Origin of the sequence: Kallipyga gabonensis, assembly GCF_001286805.1 — a bacterium.
Taxonomy (GTDB): Bacteria; Bacillota; Clostridia; order Tissierellales; family Peptoniphilaceae; genus Kallipyga; species Kallipyga gabonensis.
Genome location: NZ_CXYV01000001.1, coordinates 66,228 through 79,571 on the forward strand (window position 1 = coordinate 66,228; position 13,344 = coordinate 79,571).

Below are 13,344 nucleotides of genomic sequence, written 5' to 3' on the forward strand. Positions count from 1 at the left end.
TTACCTTATTCCGTCCAAAAATGCCCAAAATTTGACGAAAATTAGTCTTTAAGGAGCTTGGGTGCCAGGAAATAGATGGAAAAGCTGGCTAAAAGAAGGAAGGTGGTCAGGATGACGATGGAGACCAGGCCGAATGTCCGGGCAGAAATAACCCCGGGCAGGTTGGGAAAGACGAAGAAGACCAGGACATAGAGAAGGAGGGAAAAGATGGGCTTGAGGAAGCCCAAATGGGATCCCTTGCGGTGGGGTTGGAAGACGTAGTAGGTGAAAAAGGGATAGATGGTGAAAAAAGCTCCCCAAAGGAGGGTGATCATGAGAACGGGGGCCAGAGGGAAAACGGGGCCAACCTTCAACCGGAGGCCAATTTCCAGAGTGGCCATAACCAGGACCGGGAGGAGGTTCATCAGGGCGGTGGACCGGAGGCGGTAGAAGAAGACACGAAGAAGGACATCCCCCTCCTTATAGAAGCCATAGTGATTGAGGGGCCGGTCCCACTCCTTGTAGATCAGGTCGGTCAACTGACCATGGTTAAAAATCATGTAGGAGACGAAGGGGAGGAAGAAAGGGATAATGTCCGCAAATTCTCCCAAGACCCCTAGATCCATCCGAAGGACCAGGAAGCCCCCAAGAAGACCTAAAACCCCTGATTTGATGAGGACTGGACGGAGGAGCTTTTTTCGAAAGCGGTGGAAAAAAAGACGGTTGATGTAGGCATAGCCGGTGACCCCGGATCCGACCGGGAGGGTTCCCTCCGCCTCTTTAGTTCTCAGACTGACCCGGACTTTTTTCTCCGTGATCTCTTCCACCTGTTTGTCCAAGTCGGAAGAAGCCTGACGGATCGTCTCTACCAGATCTGCATGGGACCTGGGACGGAAGGCCTGACGAAAGGTAAGAAGGCAGGCCGGGAGAGAGAGGATGAGGGTCCAGGGAAGGAGGCCTGCCCAGTCGACATCAAATAGAGAGGTGGCCAGCAAAATAAGTAATAGAAAAAGGAGGTAGACGGCCCAGAAGCATTTGTAGGAGGTGAAAGACTTGCCCGTTCTTTCAAAAAAGGCCACCATGGGCTCTTCCAGGGCAAGCTGAAAAAGGGAAATGGTCAGTCCGATCAAAAAACCTTCCCCTAAAGTAAATCCCGGGAAAAAGTGGCCTAAGAGGGCAAAAAAGAGGCTGCGGTAAAAGAGATTATAAAGAGGACGAATCCGAGTGTATTCCGGATAGAGGACCTCCATCCGGTCCCGGTAGATGTCCAGGTAATTCGGAAAAGTACGGAAGGCATTCACCAGGACCGAATCCAGGATGGCGATCACCCCATAAGCCAAAAGAACCAGGCCGGCTTTATTCGAAGCAGGAATGGTTTCCCCGGTCAGGGCCAGGGGCAGGCCGGTTTCGCCCAAAAGACGAAAAAGAGGGTCGCCGAACTGAGCGAACAGCATGCTGACAATAACAAGGGCGATCAGGGTCCCGACCATGAATTTCAGGCCGGCAAATAGAGGATTAAGAACGATGAAGGCTTTTTTCAAGCCATAGAATTCATAAGAGGAACCCAGGCGAGGTCCGATGAAGGGGATCTTCCTCATGAGGTGGACAAAAAGATTGACATTCTCATGGGTGGATATTTTTTTGTGGGTCTTGTAGGAGGTCCAGGCAGGGCCCAGGGAAGGGACCGATTGGACTTGGCTATTCTCCCTCATGGCCATCCTCCTGACTTTCCTCCTGAAGAAGGGCAATGATCTTGTCTTCAAAGCCTTCCTCCCGAGCCATCTTTTCCTCCACATCGTGGAGGTTTTTTCCGTGAAGGAGGATGATCCGGTCGCAAAGGTCTTGGGCCAGCTGGAGGATATGGGTGGAGAAGATGATGATGTGGTCCTCTTTGATGGACCGGATGATCTTCTTCATTTCCAGCTGGACCACGACGTCCAAGGAAGTCAGGGGCTCATCCATGAGGATGATTTTGGGGCGGAGGATGAGGAACATGAGCATTTGGAGCTTGTTCTTCATCCCGGTTGAATAGTCCTGGATCAGGCGGAGGGCATCCGCCCGGTCCAGACTGACCTGGTCAAGATAATCTTCGATGGAGGCCGGCTCTTGAATCCGGTCGGCGTTGGCTTCGATAAAAAATTTCAGGAACTCATAGCCGGTCAGAAATTCCGGAAGTTCCGGCTCCGCCACCATCATAAAGACGTCGGAAGAGGTCAGAGGCCGCCTCTCCCCTCCGTCTTCCAAAAGAATCTCTCCCCCATCCCGGCGGATCTGGCCGGAGATGACGTTAAAAAGGGTGGTCTTCCCCGACCCGTTCCGTCCCAGGAGGGCGTACAGGCAGTTCCGGTCGAAGGTGTAGTTGATCTCCTCCAGGACTTCCTTGCCCGGAAAGGACTTGCTGACTTCTTGCAAAATTAACTTCATGAATCTTCCTATTCTACAGTGACGGACTTGGCCAGGTTTCTGGGCTTATCCACATCCAGTCCACGGTTGACAGAAATATAATAGGCCAGGAGCTGGAAGGGGATGATAGCCAGGGAAGTGACGATGTGGGGGTCAGTCTTGGGGACAGTGATACGGTAGTCGGCATCTACTGCCTTGTCCTCTCCTTCCATGGTCAGGCCCAGGAGGAGGGCTCCCCGGGACCGGGTTTCCACCAGGTTGGACCAGGTCTTTTCCATGACCCGGGGCTGGGTCATGGACCCCACGACCAGGGTGTCCTCTTCGACCAAAGAGATGGTCCCGTGCTTGAGCTCACCGGCTGCATAGGCCTCGGAGTGGATATAGGAAATTTCCTTCATCTTGAGGGAGGCTTCCATGGCGATGGCGTAGTCGATCCCCCGGCCGATGTAGAAGATGTGCTTATCGCCCACCAGCTGGGTGGCCAGGTACTGGATATCCTCATGTTCCGCAAGGATCCGGTCCATCTGGCCCGGCAGGGCTTCCAGGGCATCCAGGATGGGCCGGACATCTTCCATCTGGCCCCTGGCCTGGGCCAGGGCTAAGCCCAGGAGATAGCAGACCACCAGCTGGGCGGAGTAGGCCTTGGTGGTGGCGACGGCGATCTCGGGACCGGCCTTAGTGTAGAGGACCCCATCGGCCTCCCGGGCAATGGAGGACCCGATCACGTTGATGATCCCCAGAGTGGGCACGCCCTGGGCCTTAGCTTCCCGGAGGGCCGCTAGGGAGTCGGCCGTCTCCCCGGACTGGGAGATGACCACAACCAGGGTCCTGTTCGTCAGGATAGGCCGGCGGTAGCGGAATTCCGAGGCCATCTCCACCCGGACGGGGACCCGGGCCCAATCTTCGATCAGGTACTGGGCCGCCATCCCCACGTGGTAGGAGGATCCGCAGGCCACGATCTGGACCTGGTCCAGGGAGGCCAGGAAGTCTGAAGTCAAATTGGATGCAGCTTCAGTCAGGTCAACCTGCCCTCCCTTGACGTAGGCATGGAGAGTGTCCCGGACAGCCCGGGGCTGCTCGAAGATTTCCTTAAGCATGAAATGGGGAAAGCCTCCCTTTTCCGCCGCCTGGGCATCCCAGTCGATATGGACCGGGTCCTTATGGATTTCCTCCTCATAGACGTTGTAGAAGCGGATCTCCCCTTTTCTTAAGAGGCAGATTTCCATATCGTCGATATAGTAGACTTCCCGAGAATGGCTGAGGATGGCCGGGACGTCGGAGCCCAGGTAGGCTCCGTCTTCCGCCTGGGCCACCACCATGGGGGAGTCCTTCCGGGCGGCATAGATCTCCCCCGGCCGATCGGAGAAGAGGAGGGCCAGGGCATAGCTTCCCTGCATGAGGAGCATGGCCTTGGCGAGGACATGGAGGGGCCCCTGTTTTTCCTCATGGAGGAGGGAGTGGACCAGCTTGATGGCGACCTCGGTGTCGGTCTGGGATTCAAATGTGTAGCCCTTGCCCTCCAACATGGTCTTGAGCTCCTGGTAGTTTTCGATGATCCCATTGTGGACCCCGACTACCTGGCCGTCCCCCGAGCTGTGGGGGTGGGCATTGACCTCATCCGGGCTCCCATGAGTCGCCCATCGGGTATGTCCGATCCCTGTAAATCCCGGCAGAAGGGTTCCGCCCCGGGTCTGGTCAACAAGGGCTTGGACCCGGCCAACGGTCTTGGCGGTCTGGATCTTTCCGTCCTCCCCTTCGACCGCTATCCCCACGGAATCATATCCGCGATATTCCAATTTTTTCAGTCCATCCAGAAGGATGGGGCCGACTTGATTCTTTCCGGTGTACGCAACAATCCCACACATAGGCGATGGGCCTCCTCAATCTTCTTTTTTCTGTATTTTTTCTTCAATAAAGGCCGGGAAGTCCTCCTCCCGCCCTTGGATAAAGTGATTTTTCTTCACCAAAAGGCTGCCCTTGGATCTAAGCTGGAGGCAGTAGAGGGAGGGGGTCTCCTTGATTCCTTTGAACTGTTGGTAGTCCAAGTCAATGTGGGAGGCCCGGCTTTCCACCCGGATCTTCTCCCCGAAGAAAATGGTGGTCTCCGAGGGATCCAGGTCCATGCTGGCAGAAAATTCTTTTAAGGTCAGTAAAGGGGTGAGGAAGCTGGTGATGAGGGCGATCAGGCCGGCCGTCCCCATGACAAAGCGGACCGGGCCTTCCATGAGGAAATAGCAGGCGATCCCTACCAGGCCTACCACAGGCCCCCAGGTGATAACCGGCTTAGCCAGGACCCTCATGACATACTCCCTCTTATCCGAGGGGGTCAGGGTGAAGCGGTTGATAAAGTGGGCTTCCATCAGATCCACCGAGTTCTTTCCCGATAATCCCTTGGCTCCTTGGGCCCCTTATCCTCCCCGGGATGGCCGATGGCGATGACGGATTCCACATTCCACCGGTCATCCAGGTCCAGGATCTCATGGACCCTCTCCTGGCCCCCCTCGGCCGAATTGACATTGATCCAGCAGGCACCCAGGCCTAAATCGGCCACCTTCAAGAGGGCGTAGGTCGTGGCAATGCAGGCATCTTGGCGGTGGGTCTTGGGGGCCAATTCCCTGTCTGAGAGAACGCATAGAGCGAGCTTGGCCTCCTTCAAAGGGGCTGCTCCGGTGGGCTTGAAGGTGGATAATCCCCGGATCTTATCCGGATCCTCCACCGCGATCAAACGAATATCGTCCTCATTCCGACCGGTGGGGGCATAAAAAACAGCCTTACAAATATCCTCTACCAACTCCCTTGAAACAGACTGGTCGGTAAACTTTCGGATGGACCGGCGTTTTTCTATCAAATCCTGAAACATATCTTATCCTTTCTATCTACAAAAGACGGAGATGACCACCCCCTTCTTCATTTCCAGTACTTATTATAACAGGGAAGATGGACCTTTCATGAAGGAGAGCGAAAAAAATGAGCTTGGCGAGGCGAAGCTGCCCTGGCTCATGGCAATAATGGGCTACAGCCAGGGCGAGCTAGCAAGTTAGGTTGCCCTGATCATTTTGCGATTAAACAAACTGTCAGGGTCCCTGACCCTGACAAACTTTTCTTCTAACGAATGAACAGGATTCCCAACCCTGACAATCTCATCTTTCTTTTCAATAACAGGATAGCTTTTTACCCTGTCATTCTTTCGATTCCTGCAATAATCAGGGTTTCATACCCTGCTATTCAAACAATCTAGAAGATTAACAGGGTGATTTTTTACCCTGTCATTCTTATTATTTGGCAAATTATCAGGGTTGCTGACCCTGATAATGATGAGCTTTTGAATATTATCAGGGTCGGGACGCTTCCGGACGGTAAGCCACCCTAGACCGGACAGAGGCATGCAAGGCAAAATAAAAAGGAGCTGTGGCAGACGCAAAAACTTTTGCCACAACCCCTTATTTATTAAGTCAGCCTAGAGCCGGTAGGCCCGAACAGCGTTTAAGACAGCCAAGAGGGCTACGCCTACATCGGCGAAGACGGCTCCCCACATGGTGGTCAGGCCGAAGACGGCCAGGACCAGGAAGAGGGCCTTGACACCGAGGGAGAGGATGATGTTTTCCATGACGATCCGCCGGGTCTTCTGGGCCAGCTGAAGAAGGGTGACCAGCTTCATAGGCTGGTCGGTCATGATGACGACATCGGCGGCTTCAATGGCAGCATCCGAACCCAATCCCCCCATGGCAATGCCCACATCGGCACGAGCCAGGACCGGGGCATCGTTGATTCCGTCGCCGACAAAGGCGACCTTGCTCTGCGGGTTGGCCTTCTGGAGGTCTTCGAAATGGCGGACCTTTTCTTCCGGAAGGAGGTCGCCGTATACCCGGTCGATTCCCAGGTCTTTCCCGATGGCCTGGCCAACTTTTTCTCCATCCCCGGTCAGAAGGATGGTCTTCTCTATTCCAGCCTGCTTGATGCCTTGAATGGCTTGGCCGGATCCGTCCTTCACTTGGTCGGAAATGAGAATGTAGCCCAGGTACCTTCCTTCCTGAGCCAGGTAAACCAGGCTTCCCACCTCTTCAACAGGTTGGTAGGGAATTTCCTTTTCCTCCATAAGTTTAGCGTTGCCGGCCAGGACCTCCCGGCCATCAACCATAGCCACCATCCCTCGACCGGTTAGCTCCCGGACCGTCTCCGGATGGGTTTCCGGTCGATGGCCCCCCATGGCCTCAAAGGCTTGGAGGATGGATTGGGCAATGGGGTGGTTGGAGGCTACTTCGACCCGGGAGGCCAGTCCAAGGAGGTCCTTTTCCGTAACCCCTTCGACCGGGCAAACCTCACGCGCCTTAAAGCTCCCTTGGGTCAGGGTCCCCGTCTTGTCGAAGACCATGGTCTTGACCTGGTAAAGGGTCTCTAGGAAGTTTCCCCCTTTGATCAGGATCCCCTCGCGGGCTGCTCCTCCCAGGCCGGCAAAATAGCCCAGGGGAACCGAGAGAACCAGGGCACAGGGGCAAGAGATGACCAGGAAGATCAGGGCCCGGTAGATGGAATCCCGGAAGGAGAAGGCCGGAAAGAGGAGGGGAAGAAGAAGGGCCAGGGCGAGGGCACTCAGGACCACGACAGGGGTATAGTAACGGGCGAATTTGCTGATGAACCGCTCTGTGGGTGCCTTCCTGGCTGAAGCATCCTCCACCATATTCAGGACTCGAGCCAAGGCTGAGTCCTCGAAGGGACGGAGAGTTTCCACCGTGACTACCCCCTCCTTGTTGATATAGCCGGAGAGAAGGTCATCGCCCTCTTCCAAGTGGATGGGGGTGGGTTCCCCCGTCAGGGCTGCCGTATCCATATAAGTGGACCCTTCGAGGATCCGCCCGTCAACCGGGACCCTTTCCCCCGATTTGACCAGGATGATGTCCCCGGGAACCAGGTCCTTGGGGTCCATGTCCTCCACCCCACCGTCGGTCTTCCGGTGGGCCACATCCGCCCGGAGATCCAGGGCTTCCTTAATCGACCGTCTGGAGGAGTCCACCGCCTTATCCTGGAGGACCTCCCCCACCGTATAAAAGAGCATGACCGCTACGGCTTCAGGATATTGTCCAATGGCAAAGGCTCCGATGGAGGCCAGGGCCATGAGGAAGTGTTCCGAAAAAATCTGTCCATGGAGGATGGACTCCAGGGCCATCTTGAGGATGGGGGCCGCCAGTATGATGTAGGAAACCAGGAAGAGGACCAGGGCCGGAGTCTTAGCCTCCATTCGGTTGGCGACCAGGGCACAAACAAAGACCAGGGTCCCGATGACCAGCTTCTTTGGGTCCATTTCCTCTTCGTCTCCATGGTCATGATTATGACCATAGTCTTCTTCAATTTGACAGGATCCGCAAGCTCCCGGATCCTTCCTTAATTTTTCTTTATCCATATGAACTCTCCAATCTACAAAACCGAAGTATTGTTTTATCATTTGCTCAAATGTTCATATGAATATCATAATCATTCTCCTTACGATTTTCAAGAGGAAAAGTTAATTTTCTCAAAAAATAGCCGGTCGGCCTGCCCTCCTCGCATAGTTTCCTGATCTATGATAAGATGATATTCGTGATTTTCCTTTGAATGCGAAATTCTATTTTCGAAAAACCAATAGTAGAGGTATTTATGCTCGTCCGTTTCAAAAAAAACTTACGTCTTGACAACTTTGATCTTTTTCTCATGACCTTAGGGGCCATCATCATGTCCTTCACCCTGGTCAACATCCACATCCCCTCTAAAATCACCGAAGGGGGTGTCATTGGCCTTGCCATCTTGGCCAAATCTGTCTTCGGCCTTAGTCCGGCTATTGTATCCTTTATCATTGACTCTTCTCTCTACATTTTGGGTTTTTTCCTCTTAAAAAAAGGCTTCCTGAGTCGGTCTATCCTGGCTTCCTTCACTACGGCCGTCTTCTATGCCCTCTTTTTGGAAATGGGACCTGTCCTCCCCTCACTGGAAGGACATCCCGCCCTCGCCTCTCTTTTCGGTGGAATAGGGATCGGTTTAGGATGCGGTTTGGTCATCACCCGGGGATCAGCTGCCGGTGGAGATGACTCCTATGCCCTGATCATGAAAAAATACACCCATCTTTCCATTGCCCAGGCCTACTTTTTGTCGGACTTGGTCGTCCTCCTCATCTCCGTTTTTATTTACCTGCCCTGGCCGAATTTTTTCTGGTCCATACTATCCACACTTGTTTCTTCCAATCTCATTTCCCTGGTGGAAACTTGGGTCCCTAAGCCTTCCCATCTTCGCTATCCTGAACCAGCAAGCTCGGGCGCGAAATAAGCAATCCCCACCCCAGTCTTTTCCATTATGAGTGCTTTCTTGCTAAGACAAACATTTAATTGTTGATTTTTTTTATTAATTTCGAATAAATATTGAGATTTTCCCGGCAATAAATGGTAAAATAGGCGTATTATTTCTCAAAGGAGGGAAGATTTTATGTTACCTTTATACGCCATGCTCTTTATTTTAATTGTCTACTTCATTGGTGATCTTGTTGCCAGCCTGACCAAGTCACTGGTTCCGTCGCTCTTTACCTGCTCTGTCCTCTTTTTGCTTTCTTTCTGGACGGGTCTGATCCCCAACACTCTGTTTGTCGACTCCACCATGGCCGTCTTCGGTCCCACTATGATGACCATGCTCCTGGTTCATATGGGATCCATGCTGAACGTCAACCAGCTGATCCAGCAGTGGAAGACGGTATTGATCGGGGCCGCCGGCATCGTCGGTGTCGTCGTCCTCCTCTTCCTTGTCGGAAAACCCCTGGTCGGCGAAGAAACGGTTCTGGTCGCTGCGCCTCCCATCTCCGGTGGGGTAATTGCCGGTCTCCAGATGTCAAAAGCAGCTGAAGCCATCAACCGCCCTGATCTTCAACTGATGGCCTCTCTCTTGGTGGTCATCCAGGGCTTTATCGGCTATCCCCTGGCCTCCTTCTTCCTCCGTCAGGAAGGAAAAAAGCTGGTAGAAGGGTACCGTCATGGCCAGGTCTTTGAAGAAATTGAAGATGCGGAGATAGTCGAAAAGCCTTCCGTTTTTAAGCTTCCTGACCGCTTTCGCACGGCCAATTACTATCTGGCAAAAACGGCAGCCATCGCCGCCCTGGCGGTTTTTCTTTCCACCGCTTCTAAATCCATTGTCACGGGGATCGGGTGGTTGGATGTCCTCCTCCACCTGGACGCCAATGTCCTGGGACTAATTTTTGGTATCTTAGCCGCCCATTTTAACATCCTGGAACGCCAGCCCCTGGTCAAAGGGAACTCCTTCGGTCTCGGGATGGCTACCTTGACCGTTCTTATTTTTATGGGCCTGGCCAATGCACAACCCCAGGACATCCTGTCCCTGGCCGGCCCTCTGGTTCTCTGCCTGATTCTTGGTGCCATCGGCATCATCATTCTTTCCGGCATTATGGGTAAGCTTCTTCATATTTCCCCCTGGATGTCCTTTGCCATCGGGATCACCGCCCTATTCGGCTTCCCGGGAACCTTTGTTGTCTCCAATGAAGTGGCCTCAGCCCTGGCCGCAAATGATGAGGAAAAAAAGGTCATTCTTGGACAGATCCTTCCCAAGATGTTGGTAGCCGGTTTTGTCACCGTTTCCATCGGTTCTGTCATTCTCGCCGGATTCCTGTCCAACCTCTTAACCCCGGGAATATAGAAAACTAACTGCTTGAAAGGACTTTCTATGACAATTAAAGACCGCTTACCGGAAATTAAGGATTATGTCGTGGCCATGCGTCGCCACTTCCACCAAAATCCCGAACTTTCCTTTGAGGAATTTGAAACCACCAAAACCATCGCCAAAGAATTGGACAAGATGGGGATCCCCTATGAGTTCTCTCAGGAAGATCCCAAGGTAGGCCTGGTTGCCCTCATTGACTCGGGTCGGCCGGGGAAGGTCCTTGCCCTTCGGTCTGACATTGATGCCCTAACCGTCTTTGAGAAAAATGACGTCCCCTATAAATCCAGGGTTGAGGGCCGGATGCATGCCTGCGGCCATGATGGACACACCGCCATCCTTTTAGGAGCAGCCAGGCTTCTGAACGAATGTCGGGATAAATTTGACGGAAAAATTTACCTCATCTTTCAGCCGGCGGAGGAACTGGGTCTGGGTTCCAAGTACATGATGCGCCAGGGCCATTGGCTGGAGGAAGTGGACAATATCTTCGGGGCCCACGTCTGGGTCCACCTCCCGGTTGGTACCGTCTCTGTGGAAGCGGGCGAGCGGATGGCTGCCGGGGATATGTTCGAGATCAAGATCCACGGAAAATCGGCCCACGGGTCTGAGCCCCAATCCTCGGTGGATGCTGTCCTTGTCGGCTCTGCCGTGGTCCAGGCCCTCCAAGCCATGGTCTCCCGGACCTACTCCCCCCTGGACTCCGTCGTCGTCAGCGTGGGCACCTTCGAGGCGGGAACCCGGTTTAACATCATTGCCGGTGAAGCACGGCTTACCGGCACTTGTCGCTACTTCACTCAGGAAATTGCAGACCGAATTGATGTCGATATGGACCGGATCATCAAGGGGGTCTGCGAGGCCTATGGGGCCAGCTACGAGCTGGAATATAATAAGGTCATGGGCCCTCTAGCCAATGACCCTGCTTCATCAGAAATCGCAGAAGGGGCTGTCCGCAAGGTCCTGGGACCGGATGCCCTGGTCAAAATGAAGAAGGTAACGGGCGGAGAGGACTTCTCCTGGTATCTCAAAGAAAAGCCCGGCTGCTTCGCCTTTATCGGGGTTGGGAACCCGGATAAGGGAGCCTCTTACTCCCACCACTCCGACCACTTTGATATGGATGAGGATGCCTTAGTCGGGGGCGCCGGGGTCTATGCTCAATATGCCCTTGATTACGTCTCGGAGAATAAGAAATAATTCGTTTCATAATAATTTTTTTGCTTCCTCCTGGATTACCCTCTATACTATGTCCAGGAGGTGTTTTTTATGGAAAAATTTGCAAAGGTTTTACTTGTACTTGCTCTAACTCTTGCTCTGGTCCTTGGGACTGTAACAACTGCGAAAGCCTGCACAGGTCTTTTGGTTGGCTCCGATCTCACTGAAGACGGATCCACCATCATCACTCGAACTGAGGATCTGGAAACCAACCATAACAAGGTCTACATGATCCATGAAGCAGGTAAGCACAAAAAAGGCGAAACCATTAAAGACGTTTCTTATGATGAAGATAAGGGCTATGAGTTCACCATGCCCCACGATTCTTTCCGCTATACATCCGTTTCGGATACCACACCGGAATACGGGATCTTCGATGAAGCGGGATTCAATGACCAGGGGCTGATTGCCGATATGACTGTCTCCGCATCCTGCCACGAAAAAGTCCAGGAAGTCGATCCTTATCTGGATGGAAGCGATGAGAATAAGCCTGTCGGCATTAGCGAGGCTGTCATTACGACGGTTGTCCTTTCCACCGCATCTACTGCTCGCGAAGGGATCCAGTTGGTGGCTGATGAAGTGGCCACCAAGGGTACTGCAGAAGGGAATGCCTTTGTTCTGGCGGATAAGGATGAGGTCTGGTACATGGAAGTCTATTCCGGCCACCAATTCCTTGCCATGAAGTATCCCAAGGATAAGTTCTCTGTCTTCCCCAACTCCTTCTGGATCAATGAAGTCACCCTGGAAAAGGGCGAAGAAAGCGACAACTACATCACCAGCAAGGATGATAACTACATCTATTCCAAGGGTCTTTTTGAAACGGCGAAGAAAGCCGGGACCTTAGTCGGCGATGAAGAAAAGGGGACGATCGACCTCTTTGCTTCTTACTCCGAAGAAACCCTGTCCGATTCCAACAAGTCCAGAGCCTGCTCCGGTATCCTGGCCATTAATCCGGATGCAAAGGTCACCATGGACAGCAAGACCTATAACTTCCTCCAAGACGGGCCTCAGCGGAAGATTACCGTTAAAGATGCCATGAACTTCACTCGGAACCGTCTGGAGAATATCACTCAGGAAGAAGCGAATGACCGTGGTCGGGACGGCCTCTATCCCATTGGAAACCGGAACACCATGGAATCCCATATCTTCCAGATCCCTGCCAATGCTTCCAAGGAAGAACCCGGAATCATGTGGTTAACCCTGGGCTCTCCCCTGGTCCAACCCTTTGTTCCCTACTACCCCAACCAAACTGAAGCTATTCCTGAGGTTCAGAATCCGACCAATGATCCTGAACCCGGAAAGTCCCACTATTGGACAGTCATGGACATCCTCTATATGGTGGAAACTAACCGCAAGGACATGATGGACATTATCCGTCCTGAAGTGGATAAGTTGGAAAATGAATTGATCGCCAAGACCGATATTGCCGCAACAGGCGACCGTACAGAAGAGAATAAGAAGGATGCCCAGCAGGCTTTCGACCTTCTGAATGATCTCCACGGCAAGGTCCAGGTCAAGTATGATGAATTCCTCAAGGACCAGGACTACACTTCCGTATTCTATGGCCGGAGAAAGACCGCTGACTTCACCAACATGTCCATCACTGTTCCCAAGGGAACCGCTGATACCTACCTCAACCTCTCCGTCAGCCCGGAGGATGAAAAGTCCGGCAAGATCGAGATCGTTGATAACTACGGCAACCCCGTTGAGAAGCTGGCTAACGAAGTCCTTTTCTCCCTGCCCAAGTCCGCTTTTGCTGAAAAACCGGAAATTAAGGCCGGCGATAAGGCGGTTGAACTCAAAGAAGATGGCGAGAACTACACCTTCTCCACTGACCAGACGGCCTTCACCTACGCGGCAGCCGGAGATCAGGCTCCTGCTGAAACCAGCGAAGCTCCCGCAGAAAAAGCCTCTTCTGCTGCCCAAGCAGCAAGCTCTTCTTCATCCGGCGTTCCGACCTGGATAATCGGACTCGTTGTCCTCGGTGCTGTCATTGGCGGCTATGCTGCTTACACCAAGTCCAAGAAAAAGAAATAAAGGAGTTAGACATGACCCTGCGTATGAACA

At 53.1% G+C, this 13,344-nt stretch carries 9 protein-coding genes and 1 pseudogene; 4 read left to right on the top strand and 6 right to left on the bottom strand.

The annotated features are described in order from the left end of the window. Nucleotides 1–41: 41 nt before the first annotated feature. The 6 genes and pseudogenes from BN2373_RS00310 to BN2373_RS00335 form a co-directional block, all read right to left on the bottom strand. Nucleotides 42–1,691 carry a hypothetical protein gene (locus BN2373_RS00310; RefSeq protein WP_053942207.1) on the bottom strand — a complete coding sequence of 550 codons (1,650 nt, stop codon included), beginning with the start codon at nt 1,689–1,691 and terminating at the stop codon, nt 42–44. Continuing rightward, nucleotides 1,678–2,403 (bottom strand): ABC transporter ATP-binding protein, encoded by a 726-nt coding sequence (locus BN2373_RS00315; protein ID WP_053942208.1) that lies wholly within the window; start codon nt 2,401–2,403, stop codon nt 1,678–1,680. Before BN2373_RS00315 ends, BN2373_RS00310 begins: the two co-directional genes overlap by 14 nt. Nucleotides 2,404–2,411: 8 nt before the next feature. Further along, entirely contained in the window at nt 2,412–4,247 is a 1,836-nt protein-coding gene (gene glmS, locus BN2373_RS00320) for a glutamine--fructose-6-phosphate transaminase (isomerizing) (protein ID WP_053942209.1), read from the bottom strand. A 15-nt stretch (nt 4,248–4,262) separates the two neighbouring features. Next, the gene (locus BN2373_RS00325) at nt 4,263–4,742 is read right to left on the bottom strand and encodes a YcxB family protein (protein ID WP_053942210.1); all 480 of its coding nucleotides are present in this window, start codon (nt 4,740–4,742) and stop codon (nt 4,263–4,265) included. Beyond that, complete coding sequence (locus tag BN2373_RS00330) at nt 4,742–5,242, bottom strand: nitroreductase family protein (RefSeq protein WP_053942211.1); 501 nt, start codon at nt 5,240–5,242, stop codon at nt 4,742–4,744. Before BN2373_RS00330 ends, BN2373_RS00325 begins: the two co-directional genes overlap by 1 nt. A gap of 597 nt (nt 5,243–5,839) precedes the next feature. Beyond that, a pseudogene (locus tag BN2373_RS00335) lies at nt 5,840–7,492 on the bottom strand (heavy metal translocating P-type ATPase); the annotation flags it as partial. A gap of 521 nt (nt 7,493–8,013) precedes the next feature. On the opposite strand from BN2373_RS00335, the gene BN2373_RS00340 reads away from it, so the two are divergent. From BN2373_RS00340 to BN2373_RS00355, 4 genes are all read left to right on the top strand, one after another. Next, nucleotides 8,014–8,676, top strand: a complete 663-nt coding sequence (locus tag BN2373_RS00340; RefSeq protein WP_053942213.1) for a YitT family protein — start codon at nt 8,014–8,016, stop codon at nt 8,674–8,676. A gap of 156 nt (nt 8,677–8,832) precedes the next feature. Further along, nucleotides 8,833–10,047: a hypothetical protein gene (locus BN2373_RS00345; RefSeq protein ID WP_053942214.1), complete on the top strand. Its 1,215-nt coding sequence runs from the start codon at nt 8,833–8,835 to the stop codon at nt 10,045–10,047. 27 nt (nt 10,048–10,074) lie between these two features. Then, nucleotides 10,075–11,259, top strand: a complete 1,185-nt coding sequence (locus BN2373_RS00350) for a M20 metallopeptidase family protein (RefSeq protein WP_053942215.1) — start codon at nt 10,075–10,077, stop codon at nt 11,257–11,259. A 69-nt stretch (nt 11,260–11,328) separates the two neighbouring features. Then, on the top strand, nt 11,329–13,314 hold the full coding sequence (locus tag BN2373_RS00355) for a C69 family dipeptidase (RefSeq protein WP_053942216.1): 1,986 nt from the start codon (nt 11,329–11,331) through the stop codon (nt 13,312–13,314). The last annotated feature ends 30 nt before the right edge of the window (nt 13,315–13,344 follow it).

Coding starts and splice junctions, on each gene's coding strand:
- BN2373_RS00325 (WP_053942210.1), bottom strand. CDS start 4,742: ATGGAAGCCCACTTTATCAACCGCTTCACCCTGACCCCCTCGGATAAG.
- BN2373_RS00350 (WP_053942215.1), top strand. CDS start 10,075: ATGACAATTAAAGACCGCTTACCGGAAATTAAGGATTATGTCGTGGCC.
- BN2373_RS00355 (WP_053942216.1), top strand. CDS start 11,329: ATGGAAAAATTTGCAAAGGTTTTACTTGTACTTGCTCTAACTCTTGCT.
- BN2373_RS00310 (WP_053942207.1), bottom strand. CDS start 1,691: ATGAGGGAGAATAGCCAAGTCCAATCGGTCCCTTCCCTGGGCCCTGCC.
- BN2373_RS00330 (WP_053942211.1), bottom strand. CDS start 5,242: ATGTTTCAGGATTTGATAGAAAAACGCCGGTCCATCCGAAAGTTTACC.
- BN2373_RS00315 (WP_053942208.1), bottom strand. CDS start 2,403: ATGAAGTTAATTTTGCAAGAAGTCAGCAAGTCCTTTCCGGGCAAGGAA.
- BN2373_RS00340 (WP_053942213.1), top strand. CDS start 8,014: ATGCTCGTCCGTTTCAAAAAAAACTTACGTCTTGACAACTTTGATCTT.
- BN2373_RS00345 (WP_053942214.1), top strand. CDS start 8,833: ATGTTACCTTTATACGCCATGCTCTTTATTTTAATTGTCTACTTCATT.
- glmS (WP_053942209.1), bottom strand. CDS start 4,247: ATGTGTGGGATTGTTGCGTACACCGGAAAGAATCAAGTCGGCCCCATC.